This window comes from Chryseobacterium sp. CY350, from assembly GCF_027945075.1.
Classification (GTDB): domain Bacteria; phylum Bacteroidota; class Bacteroidia; order Flavobacteriales; family Weeksellaceae; genus Chryseobacterium.
Genome location: NZ_CP116034.1, coordinates 1,794,745 through 1,819,517, shown reverse-complemented (window position 1 = coordinate 1,819,517; position 24,773 = coordinate 1,794,745). Strand labels below are relative to the sequence as shown.

The following is a 24,773-nucleotide window of genomic DNA, read 5'->3' as shown; positions in this document are numbered from 1 at the left end:
TCCCGAAAAATTCGGGACTTTTTTGTTTTGCTTTTAAATGAAGTATTAAAATTTAACTTAAGAATTTAATCTCTTCGTCTTTAAATTTATTTTTCAAAACCAGATTATTCATCGTTTTCAGCATCTGTCTTCTCAACTTAGCTAATTTTCTGATGTTTTTGTCTTCGCTGTAATCAAAAATATCATCTTTAAAACTGAATGTGTCACCATCTTTGAAAGTGATTTTGTTTTTCTTCAGTTCTTTTTGCAGCATAAGATTGGTCATACTTTTAAGAATACGGTGTTCAGATTTACCGAGAGCCTTTAAAGAATTGAGTAATTGTTTTTTATATTTTTTCTTTCCCATAATGTCAGACGCTTTACGCTTTTAAGATTTATGCAAATATATCATTTTCATTCGGAGTGTATTTTCATATTATCGTTAATCTATCACAAATTTTTAAAATAATTATTGCGATGTAAATTTTTATCGTAATATTGCGATATAATTATCGGGATGGGAGCAACAAAAACAGATTTTTTTACCGAAGAGCAAAATCAGATTGCTACCATCGCAAAAGCATTGGGACATCCGGCAAGAATTGCAATAATTGAGTATCTACTGAAGGTGAACGAATGTATCTGCGGAGATATTGTGAATGAATTACCATTGGCACAACCCACAGTTTCACAACATTTAAAGGAATTGAAAAATGCCGGTCTTATTAAAGGAAATATAGAAGGAAATAAAATCTGTTATTGTATTAATGAAATGGCTTTTGGAACTTTAACTACTTACTTCGGCAATATTATTTCTACCGTAAAAAAGCAGAATTGCTGTTAAAGCATTTTTTTTCTCAGATTCATCGCAATATTGCATTATAACGATTTGAAATATATAATATGAAATTATCAACCATAAAAGAGATTTTAACGACATTAGAAAATGTAGAATTTCAATTGGAAAATGGAACTTTGGTTCCGGAGCATTTCCATGTGACAGAAGTAGGAATGATCGCGAAAGACTTTATTGACTGTGGTGGCGTTATGCGTTCGGAAAAAGTAGTCAACTTTCAGCTTTGGGATGCCAATGATTTTGAACATCGTTTGAAACCGACAAAACTTTTAAATATAATTAAACTTTCAGAAGAAAAATTAGGAATTGAAGATTTTGAGGTTGAAGTTGAATACCAAAACACAACAATTGGAAAGTATGATCTTGATTTTAACGGGAAGAGTTTTGTTCTGAAAAATAAAACCACCGCATGTTTAGCAGAAGATGCCTGTGGAATCCCTGGGGAAAAGAAGAAAATAAATTTAAGGGAAATAACCGTAAAACAGTCAGATTCTTGCACGCCGGGAAGTGGCTGTTGTTAATATACATTTAAACTAAATAATTTGAAAATGAATCAGTTAATCAGAAAGCGCTGCGAAGTACTCAGTGAAAATTTCAATGAGATTACTTTGGAAAGAAAAGCTTTGCTAGGAAAATTAGCGAGTCATATTGAGGAAAAATTGAATTCAGGCAAAGAAATTAACTTGGTATACGTTTGTACGCATAACTCCCGAAGAAGTCATTTGGGACAAGTCTGGTCAAAAGTTGCTGCCGATTTTTACGGTTTCAATATCAATACCTTTTCTGCCGGAACAGAAGCTACGGCTTTTAATCAAAACGCAATCAATGCTTTGGTTTCTGCAGGTTTTAAAGTTAAAAAATTAGATGAAACCAGCAATCCAAAATATGAAGTGATTTTTGGCGAACAGAAATCTAATCTCTGTTTTTCTAAAACAATTGATGATGAAAGTTTGCCTAAAGAAAACTTCTTGGCGGTGATGACTTGTGGTGATGCAGATGAAAACTGTCCGTTTATTCCGGGTTGTGATTTGAAAATCGGAACAACTTATTTTGACCCGAAATCTTATGATAACTCCGATCTTCAGGATGAAAAATATACGGAGAGAAGCAACGAGATTGCAATGGAATGTCTGTATGTTTTTTCTTTAATTAAACAATAAAAATGCAGCCAAAACTCAAATTTCTTGATCGTTACCTCACTCTTTGGATTTTCCTTGCAATGGCAATTGGAGTAGGACTAGGCTTTTTATTTCCTAATCTTTCAACATTTACCAACGCCCTTTCCATAGGAAGCACCAATATTCCGTTGGCGATCGGTTTAATTTTAATGATGTATCCGCCGCTCGCAAAAGTAGATTATTCGCTTCTGCCAATGGCTTTTAAAGATAAAAAAGTGCTGTCACTTTCATTATTACTCAATTGGGTTGTCGGTCCGATTTTAATGTTCGTACTTGCCATCATTTTCCTTAAAAATGAACCTGATTACATGGTTGGTTTAATTCTGATCGGATTGGCAAGATGCATCGCAATGGTCATTGTCTGGAATGATTTAGCCAAAGGAAACCGCGAATATGCTGCGCTCTTAGTAGCATTGAACAGTATTTTTCAAATATTTTCTTACGGTTTTTTCGTTTGGTTTTTCATTAATATTCTGCCACAAAAATTAGGTTTTGGAAATTTCAATGTTTATGTGCCAATGCGAGATGTTACTGAAAGTGTTTTGATTTATCTAGGAATACCTTGTTTGGCAGGATTTTTTACCCGTTTTATTTTAGTAAAAGAAAAGGGAATCGATTGGTACAACAGGAAATTTGTTCCGAAAATCTCACCTATTACATTGTATGCTTTATTATTTACTATAGTTCTGATGTTTAGTCTGAAAGGTGATAAAATTGTAGAATTACCGATGGATGTTCTGAAGATTGCGATACCGCTGATTATCTATTTTATATTGATGTTTTTTGTCAGTTTCTTTTTAAGTAAATCGATGAACGTCAGTTACGATAAAAATGCATCAATATCATTTACAGCTACCGGAAATAATTTTGAATTGGCAATTGCAGTTGCGATCTCAGTCTTCGGAATACATTCTGCACAAGCTTTTGTTGGTGTAATCGGGCCGTTGGTGGAGGTTCCGGTACTTATTTTATTGGTAAGAGCAAGTTTATGGCTGAAAAAGAAATATTATTGATCTAAATTATATAAAACTTTCAATATAAAAATCATCAACAGGAATACTTAAGTCTGTTCGAAATTGCGTATTTTTGAGGTTCAAAATCTAAAATCTAAAAATAAATGGACATTATTTTTGACCTTATCGAAAAAGAAAGAGAAAGACAATCCCACGGATTAGAGCTTATTGCCTCAGAAAACTTTGTTTCTGAAAACGTAATGAAAGCCATGGGAAGTGTGCTTACCAATAAATATGCAGAAGGATACCCCGGAAAAAGATATTACGGAGGTTGTGAAGTTGTAGATGAGGTTGAAACTTTAGCCATTAACAGAGCTAAAGAACTTTTTGGGGTAGATTATGTAAATGTGCAGCCACATTCTGGTTCTCAGGCGAATGCTGCAATTTATCTGGCAGTTTTGAAACCGGGAGATAAAATCATGGGGATGGATCTTTCCATGGGAGGTCACCTTACGCACGGTTCTGCCGTTAATTTCTCGGGGATACAATACGATGTAGTTTCTTACGGAGTTCAGCAGGAAACTGGTTTGATTGATTACGATCAGATGAGAGAAGTAGCTTTGAGAGAAAAACCGAAAATGCTGATTGCAGGTTTTTCTGCGTATTCCAGAGATTTAGATTATGCGAAATTCAGAGAGGTTGCAGATGAAATTGGAGCGACACTTTGGGCAGATATTGCACATCCTGCAGGTTTGGTTGCAAAAGGTCTTTTAAATAATCCATTTGAACATTGCCATGTTGTGACAACGACGACTCATAAGACTTTGAGAGGTCCTAGAGGCGGAATGATCATGATGGGTAAAGATTTTGAAAATACATACGGTCACAAAACTCCGAAAGGAGAAATCAAACAGATGAGTCAGGTTCTTGACGGAGCTGTTTTCCCTGGAATTCAGGGTGGTCCGCTGGAGCACGTGATTGGAGCAAAAGCAGTTGCCTTTGCTGAAGCGATTGATGATCAATTCTTAACGTATGCAAAGCAGGTGCAATCTAATGCTAAAGCTTTATCTAAAGCAATGGTAGATTTAGGTTTTGACATTGTAAGTGGCGGTACGGATAATCACCTGATGTTGGTTGACCTTAGAAACAAAGGTGTCAACGGAAAAGAAACAGAAAAGGCCTTGGTAAAAGCTGATATTACGTGTAATAAAAATATGGTTCCTTTCGATGATAAATCTCCTTTTACAACTTCCGGAATAAGATTGGGAACTGCGGCCATTACTACAAGAGGTCTTAAAGAAAATGATATGAATACCATTGCAGAATTAATTTCTGAAGTAGTAGATAATATCAAAAATGAGGAAGTAATTTCTGAAGTAAGAAAAAAAGTGAACGGATTGATGGAAGGTAAAGCATTATTCAATTACTAATTAGTTTTAAAAAATGACATGAAATTTTTCATTTCGTAAATATATCAAAGAGGTGCAAATATTTTGTGCCTCTTTTTAATAAGCCGTAATTTAATTACTCATCACTCTTACTCTTTTAATTATGCAGCCGGATAAAAAACTTTTTACTTTTGAAGAAACTAAGCAGAAACTGGTCAACTATTGTGTTTATCAGGATCGCTGTCATGCAGAAGTAGAGCAGAAAATGCGGGAATTTGTCTTAATTCCTGAAGCGAAAGATGAAATTCTCTTGTACCTGATGAAAGAAAATTATCTGAACGAAGAGAGATTCACACGAAGCTATATTCGCGGAAAATTTAATATAAAACATTGGGGAAAAAACAAAATAAAAATGCATCTCAAGCAAAAAGGCATTAACGAGAAGCTAATTAACAGATGTTTTGATGAGATTGATGATGAAGATTATTTAAACATAATCAGGAAAATTTACGAAAGTCATTTTTCAAAACAGAAAGGTTTGCAGGTCTATCAAAAAAGATCAAAAACAATTAAATATCTTTTAAGCAGAGGCTTCGAATATGATAATATTTTACATGTAATCGAAAGTTAATATTTATGTAATTTTAAGTTTTCGCAACGATTGGTTAAAAATCATAGTTTTGTAGTTGAAAAAAATAATTTATGAATTTAAAACTACAAAACTTTTCAAAGATGTCATTGGCATTTTTGATGGCGCTATTCTCGGTCTGGGGAATGAGCCAGACTATAACGATTGATTTGACCTCGGCAGGAGGATCAACAAATCTAGGTGTTAATGCTTACGCTAGCGGAGCTGAAAGAACTTGGACGCAAACAGGTGTAGGTTTCGGTGGTAAAGCTATAACAAGTGCAATCAGCCCAAATGCAGGAACTATACAGGCTCAGGCAAGTAATGGAGTTGTATATAATACAACTGCAATTCCTGGTAGAATCAAGACGATTCAAGTAAATCAAAATGCCGCAACATCATTTACCTTATTCGGGGGTACATCAAGACTTGTAAACAGTACAACAGGTAACTATACTGTTACGGGTGGCACATCTGCAGGATCAGTTACAGGTACAACCTGGACGTCCGGAGATCTGTCAGCAAATAACTATACTTTTTTTGTTTTAAAAAAGGGTACAGCTGCAGCTTACATTACCTCTATTGTAATTACTTATGAATCTGCAAATACTCCTAATTTTACTACAACAGGAACATTTAATGCATTTTCATATGTTGAAGGAAATGGTCCTTCAGCAAGTCAATCTATTGCTACTTCAGGAAGTAATTTAGATAATACTGCGGTTACAGTGACTGCTCCGACAAATTTTGAAGTTTCTTTAACAGGTGGAAATGACTTTGCTGATACAAAGACTATTACATATACAGGAGGAGCATTTTCAGCTCAAAGTGTATATGCAAGATTAAAATCAGGTTTAGCTTTAGGAGCTTACTCAGGGAATATTATTCTTGCGGGAGGAAGTGTAGCAACAAATACAAATATTGCTGTTACAGGAAATGTAACTGCTATACCTACTGTCACTGCATCTACCTTTACGGGAAATGTGGGTGCTGTTTTCTCTCAAAATATTGTAGCTACACAGACTCCTACTTCTTACGCATTAGTAAGCGGAAGTAATTTGCCATCTGGTTTGACTTTAAATACAACTACTGGTGAAATCACAGGAACATCTGCTTCAGCAGGAACTTTTACTACTGATGTTACTGCTACAAATGCTTCAGGAACTTCAGTTGCGGCAACTATTACGATTACAATTGCTAAAGGTTCTCAAACTTTAACAGGATTTTCTGATATTACAAAATATGCAAGCAGTCCTGCTTTCACATTTCCTGCAAATACAACTAATGCCAATTTAACGGTTGCCTATACAAGCTCAAATCCTGCAGTTGCAACGGTTTCTGGAAATACAGTAACTGTTACAGGTTTAGGAACAACGACCATCACAGCTGCTCAAGCAGGTGATACTAACTGGAATGTATATAATCAGCAGATTGTTTTAACTGTTGCCAATGATCCTGTCACTTATAATGGTATCGGACGATTTGAAAAAATCAATTCTTTAGCGAATTTAACGGATGGCTATTATGTAATTGCAGATGCTAATGATGAGGTGATAACAACAAATACCATTACAAGTGGTACGTTGGTTACTTCAAATTTAAATGCGGTAAATAATGAAGTGATTAATCCTCCAACAAATAATGTTTGGAATATTACAAATGTTAGTGGAGTTTATACCGTTCAAAATTCTAATGACTCTAAATATCTGAGTTATGCGGGAGGTAGTACAAACCTTTCAACTGTTGCAACATTATCCAATACTCAGCAGAGATGGAATGTGACCTATGTAAATGCAGGGTATTATTCTTTTAAAAATGCTTCTGACGCTACAAGAATTTTAAAGTACAATGCAGGTTTGGGAACACCGGGCTTTAAGGCTTATGCACCAAGTAGCCAATTACCTGAAGTTGCTCTTTATAAAAGAATAGAAACTACAGTTTGGAACGGTACAACATGGTCAAATGGTACTCCTGATGGTAAAGATGTTATTCTTACAGGTGTTTACTCAACAAATTCACTTCCTGTATTTGCTGCGAAAAATATCACAATTAAAAATAGCGGAGTTCTAGAAATAACGACAGGTAGTACAGTTTCAGCTTTAGATGTTACCATTGAAAACGGTGGAAATCTTGTTCAGAAAGACGGTTCTACGCTAAATTATGCAGGAACTTTTAAAGTTTTAAAAACAGGAACAAGTGTAGTTGATAAGTACGCATTCTGGTCTTCGCCTGTAGCTTCACAAAATCTGAACAATATCTATTCGGGCGCTACTCCTGCATTTGTGACAGATTACAATACAGCGACAGACTATTTTGTAAATACTGCTGATGCATCTTCTTTATTTGCAAAAGCTTATGCTATTAAAACGCCTATTGCAAACGCGGCGGTAACTTTCACTGGAGTTCCAAATAACGGAAGTCAAACATTTACATTAGCTACAACCGGTAACGGATTCAACTTAGTTGGAAACCCTTATCCTTCAAATTTAGATCTAAATGCATTTTACACTGCAAATTCATCAAGAATTGCGAGCACTATGTATTTTTGGGATAACACCAGCAATTCTGTGACCACTCAGAATGGTGCTACTACCACAAACATTGGATACGCTACTTATAATGCATTGAGCTCAGCATGGGTTCCTGTAAATAACAATCCGGGAACAGTTATTCCTACGGGAACTGTTGCTCCTATTGCGCAAGGATTTATCGTTAAAACTTCATCTCCTACTGTGAATACATTATTAAGTTTTACAAACGACATGAGAAATGCTACAGACGGAACTTTCTTCAATAAAAATAATAATGCAAGTGAAGGTAAGTTTTGGTTGAGATTAAATTCATCCTATAACACCAACAATACTTTTGCTGTTGCCTATCTAAATTCTGCTTCAGATGCATTTGATAATTACGATTCTAAAGCTATTGCTATGGGTTCAGATGCTTTTTATACAACGGCAGATGCGCAGAAATTAGTAATTCAGGGGAAAGCTGGTTTTGATGTGAATGATGTAGTTCCGATGGGAGTTAAGCATTTTGAGAACGGGAATTTTGTGATTTCATTAGCTCAGAAAGAAGGAATTTTTAATAACGGACAGGCAATTTATCTTCATGATAAGCAGCTGGGAACGTATATAAATCTTCAAAATCAAGCTTACTCATTTGCATCTAATGCAGGAGAATTTGGAAACAGATTTGAAATTGTGTACAAACTAGATGTGTTATCTACGTCAGAAGTACAAAGTGATTCTTTTGAAATTTATAGAGAAGGTGAGGATTTCTATGTAAGAAATAATAAAAATATTGATTCAGTAGCAGTATTTGACGCGGCTGGTAGAATTGTTCAGCAATTTAAGGCAAACTCCAAACTTGTTCATATAAAACTTCAAGCTAAAGGCCTTTACATAGTCAAAGCTGTTTCAGGAGGAAAAGATTACTCTAAAAAAATAATTAAATAACAAATATGAAAAAGATAATAATTGCAAGCTTAATCATACTTTCTGTGATGAGTTTTGCGCAGGAAACTTCATCAAATCCATTTATTTATGATGATAATTCTGAGATGGCTATCCAGGAAGATGTGGTTCCGGGAAACCCAGGCGATACAGTTCCTATCAACGAATACATTCCAGAACTTATAATTGCAGCTTTAGCTTTAATAGTTATTGTTGTAAAGAGAAAGCAAATCGCTTAATCATTCAATATAATTAAAATAAACCCCTCGGAATCAGCTTCGAGGGGTTTTTATTCTAAGTATGAAGATTTTCTCATAAATATTTTGTTGTAATAAAGTTTGTTAATCTGCCGATATATTGTTTTCAATTTAGCTTCAGTGATGTATTATTTTGTAGTTTTGCAAATGGATAATGTGGATAACTAATTTTTAAATTAAACTCGGAGCACCTAAGTAATTAAGATGGTTAAGATTACGTCTTATGATTTCTAATGCTTACTGTAATTTATGAGTTAAGTCATTTTTTATCAAAATAATATGATTATCTTTGCCGAAAATAAATAAACAACGAATGCTGAATGAAAAAGCTGAATGACGCTTTTAACGCCATATATAACGGGGATAATATTGTGAAACTCACAGAGCTAAGATATATACCTAGGTGGACAGTTATTCTTATTGATGTTATCATCATATTATCTTCCATACTTATTTCTTATTTTCTCTTAGAAAAATTACATGTAAAAGTTAATTTTCCGCAATATCTTACTGAAAAAAGAATTTTGCTGATCGCAATAAATGTTCTGTTTATGTTTACTTTTAAAACATACGCAGGAATTATCAGACATTCAACATTCTTTGACTTTTTTAAAATCGTATTGTCTTCTGGAAGTACTTTATTGACATTACTTTTAGTAAATTATGCTACAGAATTTTGGCTGGGAAAATCACTTTTTCTATATCCAAATCTATTTCTTTACTTTTTTATTTCTGTTTCTATCATGTTTTTCTTTAGAATGCTGACAAAACAGTTTTTCAATATATTAATAGATATAAAAGGTTCTTCTTCTAAAATCAAAATCGCCGTTGTTGGAGTAGGCGATGCCTCTGTTTCTTTGGCTAGAGCAATCTTGCATAACCCTAATTATCCTTATCGATTAGAAGGTTTTCTTACAAAAAGATCAGATTCCCACAAAGCTCTTTTGTTGGGACACAAAATATACAATAGCGACCGTTTTTTCAGGAATAAAGATTTAATAAAATCTTTTGATGCGCTTTTAATTATAAAAGAAATCATGTCAAAACCTGAGCTTGAAGAATGGATGACATTAGCCTTAGATAATGGCTTAAAGGTTCTGAAGGCGCCTACCGTCAGTAAAATGAGAGATTCTGATTTGGTTGGAGGTATTCGTCAGCTTCAGATTGAAGATTTATTGAATAGAAGACCAATTAAAATTGAAAATAAAGATGTTATCATCAGACATGCTGAGAAAAATGTTTTGGTTACTGGGGGAGCAGGTTCTATCGGAAGTGAAATTGTAAGACAAGTCGCTCAGTTTAGTCCATCTTTAATAGTAGTATTAGATCAGGCAGAATCACCTCTGTATGAATTAGAACTAGAGTTATTAGAAAAGTTTCCCGAACAAAAATTTAAATTTGTTTTAGCGGATATTTCCAATAGTTACAGGCTTGAAAAAATATTTGAGATCTATCAGTTTTCAATGGTGTATCATGCTGCTGCATATAAGCATGTTCCGTTAATTGAAGAAAATCCTCACGAAGCTATTTTTGTGAATGTGTTAGGGACAAAAAATGTGGCTTTACTTTCTAAAAAATATAAGGTAAACCGTTTTGTAATGGTTTCTACCGATAAAGCTGTGAATCCTACCAATGTAATGGGGGCTTCAAAAAGAACAGCAGAATTATTTGTACAATCATTGCAAAATTCTGAAGGGAATACAACAAAATTCATCACTACGCGTTTTGGAAATGTATTGGGATCAAATGGATCAGTAATTCCACATTTCAAAAAGCAGATTGAGAAAGGAGGTCCTGTGACGATTACTCATCCTGATATTATTAGATACTTCATGACCATACCTGAAGCTTGCGAATTGGTTCTGCAGGCGGGAACAATGGGAGCTGGTGGTGAAATCTATGTATTTGATATGGGTGATCCCGTAAAGATTTTAGATTTAGCCAAAAGAATGATTAAATTGTCTGGTTTTACTCCTGATGTAGATATTAAAATTAAATTCATAGGATTAAGACCAGGTGAGAAATTATATGAAGAATTGCTGAGTAATGATGCTACAACAGTACCTACTCATCATGAGAAAATTATGATTTCTAAAGACCCAACTGTTAATTTTGGTGAAATTGAAGTTCTGTTCAAACAAATTATTAAATCAGCGGTAAAACGTGATAAAGTGCAGGTTGTGACTTTGTTGAAAAAAATTGTGCCCGAATTTATCAGTAATAATTCTGAGTACGAAAGCTTGGACAAAAAGCTATTAAATGGTACGGAAAATTTAACTTTAGAAATAGAGAATAATATATAGACGTATTCTCTGAAACTAAATTAAAAACTAATATAAAAACAAACAAATTTTGTTTAAAGAATAATAATACTATTTTTGTGAAAAAATTATTTAGAATGAATATAAAAAAATACTATATATACGGAGCTCTAAGTTTGACAATATTTTCTTGTGCGCCTAGACAGGAAATCAATTACATGAAAGATATTGAAAGCATCGCTCTTGATAATTCTGTGAAAAACAATAGAATTACATTACAGCCAGGCGATCAATTGGTAATTATGGTTTCAGCTAAAGATCTTGATGTAGTAAAGCCATTTAATCAAAATTATTCTTCTGCAGCTACAGTGGCACAATATTCTACCCCAAACAGTAATAACCAGTTTCAGCCAGTACCTGCATCAGGACCTACCTATTTAATAGATACAGATGGAAATATAGATTTTCCGCAAATAGGCTTGGTTAGTACCAAAGACGAAAACATTGAAACATTAAAAGCAAAACTTTCGGGTTTAATCTCTATATATGTCAAAAATCCTGTGGTAGATTTAAAATTAATCAATTTTAAAGTGTCATTATTAGGTGAGGTAGCAAAACCAGGAACCTATGTAATTCCAGATGGAAACACCACATTATTGCAAGCTTTAGGCTTAGCCGGAGATTTAACTTCTTTTGGTGTGCGCAATAACATTTTGATTGTTAGAAATGTAGATGGTAAATTTGCACAACAAAGAATCGATTTAACAAGTGCACAATTTATTAATTCACCATATTATTATTTAAAACAGAATGATATGATTTACGTGCAGCCAAACTCTATCAGAGAAAAATCTGCTAGAATAGATCCTAATACTGGGTTGTATATTTCTGTCGCATCAGTAATAGCATCTATTGCTCTTGGAGTATTAGCACTTACAAGAAATTAATAATATCATAATTATTCATTATAGTGGATTATAATCAGACACAAGATCAGACTCATGAAGAAGAGTCTTTCAATATTAGGGAAGTTATAAAACCTTTCGTCTATAGATGGTATTGGTTTATTATGGGGGCGATTATTGCAATCATAACAGCTTGGTTTTTTCTTAGGTATACAATTCCTGTTTACAATACAGAATCTACATTGCTTATTAAAGAGGTGAAAAAATCTTCGTCTGGTCAGCCTGAAATGTCTGTGCTTTCAGAAATCGGTGGGGTTGGAGGTATGGGTACGAACTCTGTAGATAATGAGATTGAAATTTTTAAATCAAAAAAATTGATGATTTCTGTCGTAAAAGAGCTGGGCTTGGAAACAAATATCTATTCTAACGGAAAGCTAAAAGATACTGAACTATATAGAAATTCTGCTCCTTTTGTTGTGAGAGTTATTAGTGAAAAATCTAAAGGTACTTATCCAGCAAAAGAAGTTTTTGCGACTGTGAAAGGCAGTTCAATCACCCTAAAGTCAGAAAGCTTTAAAAATCCGATAGAAATCACTTTTAATAAGTCGTTGTCTCTACCGTTTGGTGTGGTGATATTTCAAAGAGATCCGAATGTAATTTCTCATACTGATAAGCAAGTGCGTTACAGATTGGAATTTATGTCGGCAATGAACAGATCAAGAGCACTTCTCTCGGAGCTCAAAGTAAGTTTAGTAGAAAAAAATTCTACAGTAATAAAATTAAGTCTTAATCATCCTTCATCAGAAAAAGCTGAAGATATATTGAATAGATTGGCTGTCAATTACAATCGTGAGGCAATTTTAGATAAGAATTCTGAAGCGCAAAAAACAGCTGCATTTATTGATGAAAGAATTAATCTGATTGGTGAGGAGTTAGGAAAGGTTGAAACACAGAAGCAGAATTTTAAGGTTAAGAATAACATTGCAGATATTGAAACTGAAGCAGAATTGTCCTTACAAACAGCTTCGACAATACGTCAACAACAGATTGCTACCGAATCACAACTTGAATTAATTAATGGTTTAATTGGCAATTTGAACAGCAGGCAAGGGAATTACGAAGTTTTACCTTTGAACGTGGGTCTTACAGATTCAGATTCCAATTCAAACATTGCTCTGTATAACCAGCTTGTTTTAGAAAGAGCAAGACTATTACAGAATGCTACTACTTCAAATCCTATGGTTCAGGATATAACAAAGCAGATTACCAGTATTAGGAGTTCTGTGTTGCAGAGTCTGCAGAAAAGCAGGTCTGGGCTTCAGATTTCTAGAAATAATGTGCAATCTGAGCAGAACAGGCTTTCCGGTAGAATTTCTAAAATTCCCGTTCAGGAAAAGCTTTTTAGAAGCATAGAGAGACAGCAAAATATAAAAGAGCAATTATATTTGCTTTTGTTGCAAAGAAGAGAGGAAGCAGCAATCTCGTTAGCTATTGCCGCACCTAAAGCAAGAGTAGTGGATGATGCCTTGACAATAAGTACAGTTTCACCCAAGAAACAAATTATTTATCTTGTTGCTTTGATAGCTGGCCTTTTAATACCGTTTGTAATAATTTACTTACTTGAATTATTTGATAACAAAATTAAATCCAAGCAAGATCTAGAAAAACTAGCTGAAGGTGCAACCGTTATTGGTGAATTACCATCTTTGGAAAAAGGTGATCCTGAAATTGTACAACTGAACGATATGTCTCCACTGGCAGAAGCATTTAGAATTTTGATTACCAATATCAATTTTATGTTACCCAAAAATAAGAAAGGTCATGTTATTTTTGTAACTTCTACAGTTAAAGGAGAAGGGAAAACTTTTACCTCAGTGAATCTGGCACTTACTTTGGCAACGCCTAGAAAAAAAGTAGTAATCGTTGGTTCTGATATTCGAAATCCACAGTTACAGAGATACAACGAAAGCAGAAGAGGATTGGTTGGTTTGTCTGAATTTATGCATGATGATGCTATGACTGCTTCTGAAATTGTTCATCAAACTACATTTAACCCTTACTGCGATGTAATATATTCCGGGGCAATTACTCCAAATCCTACAGAATTGTTGTCGAACGGAAGATATCAGGAATTAATAGAGAATTTAAGACCTTTATATGACTATATTATTTTAGATACAGCACCGTTAATGTTGGTAACAGATTCATTATTAATTTCAGATGTAGCTGATGCGACAGTTTATGTGACAAGGTCTGGTTACACAGAAAAAGAACTGATTGGTTTCATCAATAAACAAATCAAAGACAAAAAAATTAAAAATGTTGGTTTGGTTTTGAATGATGTAAGTAAGATGAACAGTGGATATGGTTATGGTTATAAATATGGATACGGATATTCTGTAGACCAAAAGAAATCTTTTTTACAAAGAATTTTTGGAAGGTAAATAAGTAACAAAGTTTCAGTAATGAAATTGATGTGGAAAATATTGATGAGCAGACAAAATAAAATTGCAGTAATAGGTCTAGGATATGTGGGTTTACCTTTGGCAAGACTTTTTGCAACGAAATATCCGGTTATAGGTTTTGATATCAATCAAAAACGTATTGCCGAAATTAATAACGGAGTTGATTCTACCCAGGAAATTTCTGAGGATTTATTAAAGTCAGTACAGGTCAGTGAGAATCCTTTTGCAACACCCAACAATTTGGGATTATACTGCTCGTCAAATCATGAAGACATTCGGGATGCAAACGTTTACATTGTCACCGTTCCAACACCTATCGATAAACATAACAGACCTGACTTAACTCCATTATACAGATCGAGTGAAACAGTAGGAAATGTATTGAAGAAAAATGATATTGTCATTTATGAATCTACGGTATATCCAGGTGTAACTGAAGAAGAATGTGTGCCTGTTTTGGAAAAAGTTTCAGGATTAAAATTCAATATAGATTTTTTTGTGGGTTATTCACCAGAACGTATTAATCCCGGAGACAAAGAACATACGGTAGATAAAATTTTAAAAGTAACTTCTGGCTCTACTCTGGAAGTCGGAAAAATTGTTGACGATTTATACAAGTCTGTTATCGTAGCAGGAACTCATTTGGCCCCGACTATTAAAGTGGCTGAAGCTTCAAAGGTAATTGAAAACTCTCAGCGAGATCTTAATATTGCTTTTATGAATGAGTTGGCCAAAATTTTTTCATTAATGGATATTGATACTCACGATGTTTTGGAAGCTGCAGGAACAAAGTGGAATTTTTTAAAGTTCAAGCCTGGTTTAGTAGGAGGTCATTGTATTGGGGTTGATCCTTTTTATTTAGCTCAGAAAGCTCAGGAAATAGGATATTATTCTGAATTAATATTAGCTGCTAGAAGACTGAATGATTCTATGGGAGCATTTGTAGCATCACAGGTTGTAAAATTAATGATCAAAAGCGACATAAAAATTAGAGGTGCTAAAATTTTGAATCTCGGCATTACTTTTAAAGAAAATTGCCCTGATATTAGAAATTCGAAGGCCATTGATGTTATTACTAATTTGCAGGATTATGGTGCTGAGATTATAACCTATGATCCTTGGGCTAACTCTAAGGACGTTTTTGATGAGTATGGAATAACTTGCTATTCAAATACTATTGACAATGAATTTAAAAAAGCTTTTGATACTAAGTTTGATGCTATTATTCATACAGTTTCACACCATGAATTTCTCACACTTGATCTTAGTAAATATCTGAAAGAACATGGAATTGTCTATGATGTGAAAGGAGTTTTATCTAGAGATAGCGTAAGTAAGAGATTGTAGATAATTTTAGAGTATATTTGGTAATGATATCTAATTATTTACTTAGAAGATTTTTGCAATCTCTTACTAGCTATGCAAATTAAGAATAAGGGAGGAATCATTAATATAAAATACCGTTAATTATTAAATATAATATCTAATTAATGTCATTAGGAAAACAAGCTTTAGCGGGAATGATTTGGACTTATTCTCAACAATTTGGTACTCAAGCATTAACATTTGTAGTTTCTGTTGTTTTGGCAAGAATTTTATTGCCTGAAGAATTTGGTTTAATTGGTATGCTTGCAATCTTTATTGGAATAGGTAATACACTTTTTGATGGTGGTATGACAAGTTCATTAATTCGTACTGCAGAGGTAAATCAGGAGGATTATTCAACAGTTTTTTATTTTAATTTAGTATGTAGTATTATAATTTACGGAATATTATATCTATGTGCTCCTTTAATTGCAGATTTTTATAGTCAGCCTTCGCTTGCTTCTATAACCCGCGTTTATGGTTTAACATTTGTAATCTCTGCTTTTGGAGCCGTGCAAAACACTATATTAACAAGAGAATTAAAATTTAAAAAACAAGCATTAATAACTTTTCCAGCAGTATTTATTGGTGGAGTTATAGGTGTTTTAATGGCCTACAAAAATTGGGGAGTTTGGAGTCTAGTTGGCTTAGCTATAACAAATTCATTTTTTACCAGTTTTTTTTTGTGGGTATCTTCAAAGTGGCATCCAATTCTTGTGTTTAATAAGGACAAATTCCGCCAACATTTCCATTTTGGTTACAAGCTTACGTTGTCTGGAATTTTAGATATAATTTTTACTAATATTTACCAAATAGTAATTGGTAAATATTATTCAGCAGGACAGGTTGGATATTATGCAAGGGCAAATTCGCTAATGATGCTTCCGGTGTCTAATGTTTCAGGAGCGCTAAGTCGAGTAATATTTCCAATTTTTTCCAAAGTTCAAGATGATATTCCTCGTTTAAAAAAAGCATACAAGCAAGTAATGCAGCTTGTCTTGTTTATCATAACACCCATTATGATAATTATGGCAGTTTTAGCAAAACCATTAATTATTCTATTGTTCACAGAAAAGTGGCTGCCTATGGTTCCAATTTTCCAAATCATTTGCGCTAGTGGAATTTTATATCCTATTCATTTATACAATTTAATAGTTTTACAGGTAAAAGGAAGAAGTGATTTATTTTTAAAATTAGAAATTATTAAAAAGGTAGTAATTACGATAGTATTAGCAATCACTTTATATTATGGTTTTTATGCTCTCCTTTGGGGACAATTAATCTGTTCCATTTTAGCATTACTTATAAATACACATTATGCTGGTAAAATGTTAAACTATAGTGGCTTCTATCAAATTAAAGATATATCTCCCATATTTCTTTTCTCTACAATTATGGGTTTTGCGATGTATACATTAAATCTAATTTTAATTAAACAAACAAATATTTTACAAATACTTGTTTGTAGTGCGGTTGGTGTAATTATATATCTTAGCTTAGCATTGTTATTTAAATTTGAAAGCTTAAACGATATAAAAAATCTTATATTAAAAAAATGATACCAGTAACAAAACCATTTCTTCCACCAATTGAAGAATATCAGAAATACTTAATAGGAATTTGGCAACGCCAATGGTTGACTAATATGGGTCCCTTGGCAAGCGATCTGGAAATAAAGCTCAAAGAATATTTAGGTTTAAACCATCTTTTATTTGTAACAAATGGAACTGTTGCATTACAAATGGCAATTAAAGCCTTAAATTTAAAAGGAGAAATTATCACTACACCATTCTCATTTGTAGCTACAACAAGCAGTATTGTTTGGGAAGGTTGTCGACCAGTTTTCGTCGACATTGATAAAAGTTCTCTTAATATTGATCCTTCAAAGATTGAAGAAAATATCACTGATAAAACGACTGCGATTCTAGCCACACACGTTTATGGAAACCCATGTGACGTAATTGCAATTGAAAAAATTGCTCGAAAACATAATTTAAAAGTTATCTATGATGGAGCCCATGCTTTCGGTGTTAAAATAAACGGAAAATCTATATTTGAATACGGAGATATTTCTACTTGTAGTCTTCACGCAACCAAACTATATCATTCAGGAGAAGGAGGATTAGTAGTAACTAATGATAAAGAAATTCTAAAAAAATTGGCGTTTATCAGAAACTTTGGATTCAACGGTCCAGAGGCTTTTGCAGAATTAGGTTTAAACGGAAAAAATTCAGAATTTCATGCTGCAATTGGATTGACTAATTTTTCTTATATTCAGAAAATTCATCAAAAAAGAAAGGAGCTAAGCGAATATTATAATGAAAAATTAAAAGGATTAAAGGCCAGACAACCAGTATGGCATAAAGAAGGCACATTAAATTATGCTTATTATCCTTTAGTTTTTGACACAGAAGAATTAATGTTAAAATGCATGGAGGGCCTACAGAGACATGAGATTTTTACACGTCGTTATTTTTATCCTTCTCTAGCTAGTACGCTTCCTTATCTTGAAAAACAAAATTTTCAAGTAACTGACGATTTTGCAAAAAGAGTCTTATGTCTACCTCTCTATGTTGATCTTTCTTTGGAAGAAGTAGATTTGATTTGTAGATTGTTGTTAAGAATCCAAAATAATTAAGTAATGTTAATAATTGGAGCAAAAGGTTTTGCAAAGGAAGTTTTAGAAATTTTTCATCAAAAAAATCAATTATCTAACTTGGCATTCTTTGATGATGTTAATCATTATGGTGATAGCCTCTTATTTAACAAATTTAAAATCCTCAAAGATGAAGATGAAGTTAAAGAGTTTTTTGATCTTTCAGATTCTAATTTTACTATTGGGATCGGAAATCCACATTTAAGATTTAACATTTATAAAAAATTTATTTCTTTGAATGGAAAGTGTATATCTGTAATTAGTGATAAAGCACAAATTGGATCTTATGATGTGAAAATTGCTGAAGGATCAACTATTTTAGATAATGTAATTTTATCTAATAGTGTAATAATTGGAAGATGTAGTTTAGTTTATTACAATGTCACAATAACTCATGATTGTCAAGTTGATGATTTTGTTGAATTATCTCCGGCTGTCACTTTGTTGGGAGGTTGTCATATAGGGGCGTTTTCACAAATTGGTTCAGGTGCAACAATTTTACCTAAAGTGAAAATTGGCTCAAATGTAATTATTGGCGCCGGATCAGTTGTTAATAAAGATATACCTGATAATTGTGTTGCGGTAGGTGTGCCTGCAAGAGTAATAAAGAAAATTTAATTTAATTGATATTTTAGGTAGTTTATAAAAAAAAATGTTTCAAATTTTAAAAAAATAATTCTTGATAACAAATGATTAAATACATTTATCATATTTTTCCTGCACATGTTTATCATCTTAGTCCACAGTTAATTAGGAGTATTGTAACTAATACTCCAGGACAACATTTTTTTATTGTTATTGGAAAAGACAATTCGACTGAGAACTGGAAATTGTATAATAACTTGTTTGAGGATTTATCGGTTAAATGTTTTAAAATGTATGATAATTTTGAAACATTTATGTTAGGGAATTTTTTGTTAAAGGATTCTTTCATTATACTTCACAGTGATTCTTTTAGATGGATGTTTTTTTTCATACTTAGATTTTACAGAAATATTCATTGGGTTTGCTGGGGAAGTGGAACTGTTATAAATAGATCTATTAAATCTTATATAAGTGCTCCTATTAAATTTTTTTTATACAGAAGATTAAAAAGTATTATAACGCTGTCAAACATCGACACTAATAATTTACGATTAAATTTTAAAGTAAAAAATATAGAACAAATATCATACTTTGAATCTGTAAATACTTTATTCAATTTTGATAAAAAGTTATTTAGTGTTGAAAATAAATTGATTGCAGATGTTTTTATAGGAAATAATTCATCTGCTATAAATTCATATTTACCGCTAGTGGTTCTGCTAAAAAAATTTAAAAATCAAATTAAGATAACTGCTATGCTCAATTATGATCTAGTAAAAAATGAAACCTATAATAATTTGATTTCTTTTGGTAAATTAAATTATCATACAAACTTTTCGACTGATGAAAGTTTTTATGATTTAAAAGATTATCCACGATATATAGATAGATGTGATATCTATATATGTGCCATTGAAGAGCAAACAGGTTTAGGAGCAATATACTCAGCATTAAAATTGGGAAAAAAAATTTTTTTAGCAGGAAATAATTTCGATTACATAAAATCTTTAGGTTGTAAGATTAATCATGTTGATGAAATACCAAAAATGAAAGTTGAAGCTTTTTTAGAACCATTATCTTTAGAAATTCAATATCATAATTTTGATGTAATAATGAATATTCTCAATGATGACAAGTTGATTGCTAAGTGGCAGTTTTTCTATAATAAATATAGACATTAGTATTGTTTTTTATTAAGAAAAAAATAATTATCATAACTAAAAATTATGTTTGATGAAGCAATAAAATATAAAAATAATGTATATATATACATTATTAAAAATATGTTTAACAGAAATTAGTAATTGAGTATTATAACCGCAGCAAAAATTTCATTCTTTAAGCTTTGAGCAACTTTTTTAATCTTTTTATTATTTATTTTATTGTGAGACTATTTTTGATTTTTATACTTATTGTAACTACATTAATTTCATTTAGTAATTTATTATTATCTGCAAATATATTATTGTGGGTTTTTATCTTGTTTTTAGGATATAATGTTATAAAGGATAAATATGTATCACTAGCTTCAATTTTTATTTTTGGTTTCATATATATCTACTTCAAAGAAATTCTAAACAATACAGATAATTTAATAGTGGATTGGGGAAAAGAAAACGTAGAAATAGCCTTTCAAACAATTCTTTTCTCAGCCATTACCTTTTTATCAGGATATTATTTTCATCAACTTTTATTCTGTAAAAAAAAGATAAAAAATGGAGAAAGGAAAAACTTTTTCTTCATTAAAAATAAGAAATCTTTTTTTAAATTTAATCTATTTTTAACTTATTTAATTTTTTTTGGAAATATTGTCTTGATTATAAAAGGTTTAACTGAAGGTAGGCAGAACGCTTTTGAATATGGTATTTTATCATCTATAAGTTATGCAGTTGGTGTAATTTGTATCGTCAATTATAAATATTATTTTAAACAGTTCTATGGAAAAGATAATTACATAAAAGTGATATTGTATTCGCTTCCTATTTTTATATTATATATTGGAAGTGGTACAAGGTTTTTACTTTTGTTTGGAATAATTGCATTAATAAATTCTTCCCTTTTTAATTTAAAATTAAAAAAAATAGCAGGCTTAGGAATTGTTTTGCTGATGATAGGACTTTTAGGAAATTTTTTCTTACAGTATCGCAACATCGGTATTGCATCAGGGGCAAAATATGAATCTGTTTCATATGACGAAAGTTCTTCATTTAATCAAAAAGTGGTGAGTAACTTTACAGAAGAAGGTGTTTTTAGAAATGCTGCGATGATTACAGATTATACTAAAAAAAATGATTTCACTTACGGTAAAAGTTTTTCTTTTCTACTTTATTTTTGGATTCCGAGAGTAATTTGGACTTCAAAACCAACTCAAATTGATTTCTGGCTAATCAGAGAATATACTGATGAGTATGATGAGAGTGGGCATTCGACGGCATCTGGTTTTTTAGGAGAAATATATATGGATTTTGGTAAGTACCTGACTGTAATTGTATTTTTTTTAATAGGAATTCTGTTGTCTAAATTGAATGAAAAGTTACTCAACGTTGAAATTAACTCATATTTTATACTTATCGTTTCAAGTTCTGTGATTGCTTGGTTGTTCTTTGCAGTGAGATCAATAGTTACATCTAGTATAATGATGATTTTTATTATTTTGCTAGCATATATTTTCTCTAAATTATTAAAAAAATGGAATTTGATAAAATAATTATAACTAATCTTCCTGCTTTTTATAAGGTTAATCTGTTTAATGAAATATCAAAAACTCAGAAAGTTTTTGTCATATTCACTGGAAATACGGCTGAATTACGTAATGAAGATTTTTTCAAAAAAGAACTCATTAAGTTTAAGTTTGTTGATTTGAAAAATAAGAGTAGCGTTCAACAGTTTGCATTTTTACTAAAATTGATTGTATTTTCAAAATATAAAGAATTAATCTTAGGAGGCTGGGATGAGCCTTTATTATGGTTCGCCTCTTTATTAAGTGCAAAAAGGAAAAATTCTATTATCGTTGAATCAAGTATTTATGAATCAAAAACGGAAGGATTTAAGGCTTTTATAAAGAAACTTGTATTAAATAGGGTAAATCGAGCATATGCTTCGGGTGAAGCGCAAATGAAATTATTAAAAGCATTGAATTTTAATCACGAAATAAAGAAGACGAAAGGAGTAGGTTTATTTAATATAAAGTGTCAACCATATTTTCAAGAAAGAACAATCGTAAAAAATTTTCTTTATGTAGGTAGACTTTCTCCTGAAAAGAACTTACTAAATCTTATCCAGGTTTTCAATTCATTTCCAAATTTAAATTTACATATAATTGGTTTTGGACCGCAGGAAAAAGATTTAAAAAACATCGCGCTTGAAAATGTCAAATTTCATGGAGCAATAAGTAATGTTGATTTATATAAATTTTATCAGAATTATGATGTATTTATTCTGCCATCTTTAATTGAACCTTGGGGGCTCGTGGTAGAAGAAGCTCTTAATAATGGAATGCCAGTAATTGTTAGTGAAAAGGTTGGTTGTAGTGACGAAATTGTTGTGAATGATTTTAATGGTCTAATCTTTAATCTTGAAAATCAAAATAGTCTACTTATATCCATAAAAAAAATGACAGATAAAGATTATTATAATAATTTAAGAAAAAACGTAAGCGAAATGGATTTTTATAATATTGCCGAAGAACAAGTTAAAGTCTATCTAGCTTAAAGTTATAATCAAGAAATAACAAAAATGAAAATACTACATATTGTTTCCTCTTATTCAAAACAGTCTTATGGTCTTGGAACAATCAGTATGGGACTGGTAAAGGCTCAACTTGAACTTGGGGAAGATGTTTATATTTGGAGCTCTGACAATAAAGAAAATGTAATTTGGGCTTCGTCAAATTACAATATAGAACAAGAAAGATTAGAAGGGTTTCCATCTGATATACCTTTTTTGAATTTTTCGAGGATAGAACATAAAAGATCAATATCTGAAAAAAGCTTTGATATTGTGCATCAACACAGTTTATGGACAGCACAATCTTTAATTACCTCTATTTTGAGAAAAAATGGTGCGAAAACATGTATCGCTGCACATGGAACATTATCAGAATATGCACTAAATACTTCCAAGATAAAGAAAGATATTGCTCTCAATTTATTTGAAAAAAACAATTTGAAAAAATCAAATACTCTCCATGCAACTTCTGAATATGAAATAGAAGATTTTCGAAGATTAGGATTAAAAAATCCAATAGCCTATATAGAAAACGGGATAGGATCACAGTTTTTACAGAAAAAAGGAAATGGAGATCTATTTAAAATTAAATATAATCTTCCAAAAGATAAAAAAGTTCTATTATATTTATCTAGAATTACACCTAAAAAAGGATTGGATATGTTATTAAAATCAATTTTTGAGTTAAACCATAAATTCGATGATTGGGTTTTAGTTATAGTGGGAAATGATGAGTTTGGCTATCAAAATGTCGTAGAGAATATGATTATAGAAATGAAGCTTGCTCATCGTGTCTTTATTATTGAGCCTCAGCTTGGAGATAAAAAATTCGATGCTTTTGATGCCTCAGATTTTTTCATTTTACCTTCTTATTCTGAAGGTTCTCCAATGGTTGTTGTAGATGCTTTAGCGTATGGAATACCTGTTATAACTACAAAGTCTTCTAGTTGGAAAGATTTGAATGATTATGAATGCGGTTTTTGGGTTGATATTGATGTCAATTCAATAACAGATTCTTTGATTAGGATGATTGATTTATCTTCGGATATGCTGAGTACTTACAGCAAAAATGCAAGAAAATTAGTTAATGAAAAATATCTTTGGGATGAAATTGCAAAAAAAACTTTGTCATTATATAGTTGGATGTTAAACAAAAGTCAAAAACCTGATTTTATTTTTTAAAAATTGAAATATGAAATATGTAGTTCTTGGAGGAAATGGATTTATAGGTTCTTACGTTGTAGATATCTTGATAAGTAAAGGTCACGAAGTTACCGTTTTTGATTTAGGGAGTGAAAAGTTCAGACAACCTCTATCGGATGTAAAATATGTATTTGGAGATATTAATAATCAAAAATTAGTTGAAAGTGCTTTTAAGGGTAAGGACGTTCTAATTCATTGCATAAGCACGACAGTACCGATAACTTCAAATCAAAATATTGAATTTGATATCGAATCGAATTTAATAAACTCTGTCAAATTGTTTAGAACAGCTTGTGAAAAAAATATAAAGCGAATTGTTTACTTATCAAGTGGTGGAGCAGTATATGGAGAGCCTGAAATCGTACCTATTAAAGAAGATTCATCTACAAACCCAATCTCTTCTTACGGAATTACCAAATTGGCAATCGAAAAGTATTTAGCCTATTTTTCCTTAAATTACGGGGTGGAATATAATATTATAAGACCTTCAAATCCATATGGACCTAGGCAAAACCCTTTTAGTAATCAGGGGGTTATTTCGGTTTTTTTAGGTAAAGTTTTTCAAAAACAGAATCTTGAGGTTTGGGGAGATGGAAATATATCTAAAGATTATGTTTTTATAACCGACTTGGCGGATGCGATATATGAAGCATCAATATGTACATCAAATGGAGAAATATTTAATATTGGAAGCGGTAAAGGGACTTCAATTAATGAAATTATCAGTACAATAAAAAATGTTTGTGAAAGTAATTTTGAGGTGCAATACCTTGAGTCAAATAAATTTGATGTACAGCATATTTGCTTAGATATTGAAAAAGCAAAAAAGGATTTGCTTTTTAGTCCCAAGGTAAATTTAATGCTTGGTATTAGTGAAACTTGGGCATTTTTAGAAAAAATTAAGTAAAAGAAT

At 31.8% G+C, this 24,773-nt stretch carries 21 protein-coding genes; 20 read left to right on the top strand and 1 reads right to left on the bottom strand.

What is annotated here, in order from left to right:
• Positions 1–52: 52 nt before the first annotated feature.
• Positions 53–346 (bottom strand): hypothetical protein, encoded by a 294-nt coding sequence (locus PGH12_RS08330; RefSeq protein WP_267600063.1) that lies wholly within the window; start codon positions 344–346, stop codon positions 53–55.
• 150 nt (positions 347–496) lie between these two features.
• On the opposite strand from PGH12_RS08330, the gene PGH12_RS08325 reads away from it, so the two are divergent.
• The 20 genes from PGH12_RS08325 (at position 497) to PGH12_RS08230 (ending at position 24,767) form a co-directional block, all read left to right on the top strand.
• Entirely contained in the window at positions 497–823 is a 327-nt protein-coding gene (locus PGH12_RS08325; protein WP_267600065.1) for an ArsR/SmtB family transcription factor, read from the top strand.
• A 59-nt stretch (positions 824–882) separates the two neighbouring features.
• Positions 883–1,356 (top strand): DUF6428 family protein, encoded by a 474-nt coding sequence (locus PGH12_RS08320; protein ID WP_267600066.1) that lies wholly within the window; start codon positions 883–885, stop codon positions 1,354–1,356.
• 27 nt (positions 1,357–1,383) lie between these two features.
• On the top strand, positions 1,384–1,995 hold the full coding sequence (locus PGH12_RS08315) for a low molecular weight phosphatase family protein (RefSeq protein ID WP_267600067.1): 612 nt from the start codon (positions 1,384–1,386) through the stop codon (positions 1,993–1,995).
• A gap of 2 nt (positions 1,996–1,997) precedes the next feature.
• Positions 1,998–3,026 (top strand): ACR3 family arsenite efflux transporter, encoded by a 1,029-nt coding sequence (gene arsB, locus PGH12_RS08310; protein ID WP_267600068.1) that lies wholly within the window; start codon positions 1,998–2,000, stop codon positions 3,024–3,026.
• Between the two features lie 104 nt (positions 3,027–3,130).
• Positions 3,131–4,396, top strand: coding sequence for a serine hydroxymethyltransferase (gene glyA, locus PGH12_RS08305; protein ID WP_267600069.1), 1,266 nt, complete (start codon positions 3,131–3,133; stop codon positions 4,394–4,396).
• A gap of 121 nt (positions 4,397–4,517) precedes the next feature.
• Positions 4,518–4,985: a regulatory protein RecX gene (locus PGH12_RS08300; RefSeq protein WP_267600070.1), complete on the top strand. Its 468-nt coding sequence runs from the start codon at positions 4,518–4,520 to the stop codon at positions 4,983–4,985.
• 71 nt (positions 4,986–5,056) lie between these two features.
• A complete protein-coding gene (locus PGH12_RS08295) occupies positions 5,057–8,440 on the top strand; it encodes a RemA C-terminal-like gliding motility protein (RefSeq protein ID WP_267600071.1) in 3,384 nt (1,127 codons plus the stop codon).
• A 5-nt stretch (positions 8,441–8,445) separates the two neighbouring features.
• Positions 8,446–8,676 carry a hypothetical protein gene (locus PGH12_RS08290; protein WP_267600072.1) on the top strand — a complete coding sequence of 77 codons (231 nt, stop codon included), beginning with the start codon at positions 8,446–8,448 and terminating at the stop codon, positions 8,674–8,676.
• Positions 8,677–9,014: 338 nt separating this feature from the next.
• A complete protein-coding gene (locus PGH12_RS08285; RefSeq protein WP_267600073.1) occupies positions 9,015–10,997 on the top strand; it encodes a polysaccharide biosynthesis protein in 1,983 nt (660 codons plus the stop codon).
• A gap of 95 nt (positions 10,998–11,092) precedes the next feature.
• A complete protein-coding gene (locus PGH12_RS08280; protein WP_267600074.1) occupies positions 11,093–11,902 on the top strand; it encodes a polysaccharide biosynthesis/export family protein in 810 nt (269 codons plus the stop codon).
• Positions 11,903–11,925: 23 nt separating this feature from the next.
• Complete coding sequence (locus PGH12_RS08275) at positions 11,926–14,304, top strand: GumC family protein (RefSeq protein ID WP_267600075.1); 2,379 nt, start codon at positions 11,926–11,928, stop codon at positions 14,302–14,304.
• Between the two features lie 45 nt (positions 14,305–14,349).
• Positions 14,350–15,672 carry a nucleotide sugar dehydrogenase gene (locus tag PGH12_RS08270; RefSeq protein WP_267600096.1) on the top strand — a complete coding sequence of 441 codons (1,323 nt, stop codon included), beginning with the start codon at positions 14,350–14,352 and terminating at the stop codon, positions 15,670–15,672.
• 143 nt (positions 15,673–15,815) lie between these two features.
• Complete coding sequence (locus PGH12_RS08265; RefSeq protein WP_267600076.1) at positions 15,816–17,249, top strand: lipopolysaccharide biosynthesis protein; 1,434 nt, start codon at positions 15,816–15,818, stop codon at positions 17,247–17,249.
• Positions 17,246–18,328, top strand: a complete 1,083-nt coding sequence (locus tag PGH12_RS08260; RefSeq protein WP_267600077.1) for a DegT/DnrJ/EryC1/StrS family aminotransferase — start codon at positions 17,246–17,248, stop codon at positions 18,326–18,328. The genes PGH12_RS08265 and PGH12_RS08260 overlap by 4 nt, the downstream gene beginning before the upstream one ends.
• Before the next feature lie 3 nt (positions 18,329–18,331).
• Positions 18,332–18,964, top strand: coding sequence for an acetyltransferase (locus PGH12_RS08255; protein ID WP_267600078.1), 633 nt, complete (start codon positions 18,332–18,334; stop codon positions 18,962–18,964).
• 257 nt (positions 18,965–19,221) lie between these two features.
• Positions 19,222–20,112 (top strand): hypothetical protein, encoded by an 891-nt coding sequence (locus PGH12_RS08250; protein WP_267600079.1) that lies wholly within the window; start codon positions 19,222–19,224, stop codon positions 20,110–20,112.
• A 203-nt stretch (positions 20,113–20,315) separates the two neighbouring features.
• Positions 20,316–21,638 carry an O-antigen polymerase gene (locus PGH12_RS08245; protein WP_271286824.1) on the top strand — a complete coding sequence of 441 codons (1,323 nt, stop codon included), beginning with the start codon at positions 20,316–20,318 and terminating at the stop codon, positions 21,636–21,638.
• On the top strand, positions 21,620–22,642 hold the full coding sequence (locus PGH12_RS08240; protein ID WP_267600081.1) for a glycosyltransferase: 1,023 nt from the start codon (positions 21,620–21,622) through the stop codon (positions 22,640–22,642). Before PGH12_RS08245 ends, PGH12_RS08240 begins: the two co-directional genes overlap by 19 nt.
• A gap of 24 nt (positions 22,643–22,666) precedes the next feature.
• On the top strand, positions 22,667–23,839 hold the full coding sequence (locus PGH12_RS08235; RefSeq protein ID WP_267600082.1) for a glycosyltransferase: 1,173 nt from the start codon (positions 22,667–22,669) through the stop codon (positions 23,837–23,839).
• 10 nt (positions 23,840–23,849) lie between these two features.
• Complete coding sequence (locus PGH12_RS08230) at positions 23,850–24,767, top strand: NAD-dependent epimerase/dehydratase family protein (RefSeq protein ID WP_267600083.1); 918 nt, start codon at positions 23,850–23,852, stop codon at positions 24,765–24,767.
• Positions 24,768–24,773: the final 6 nt, after the last annotated feature.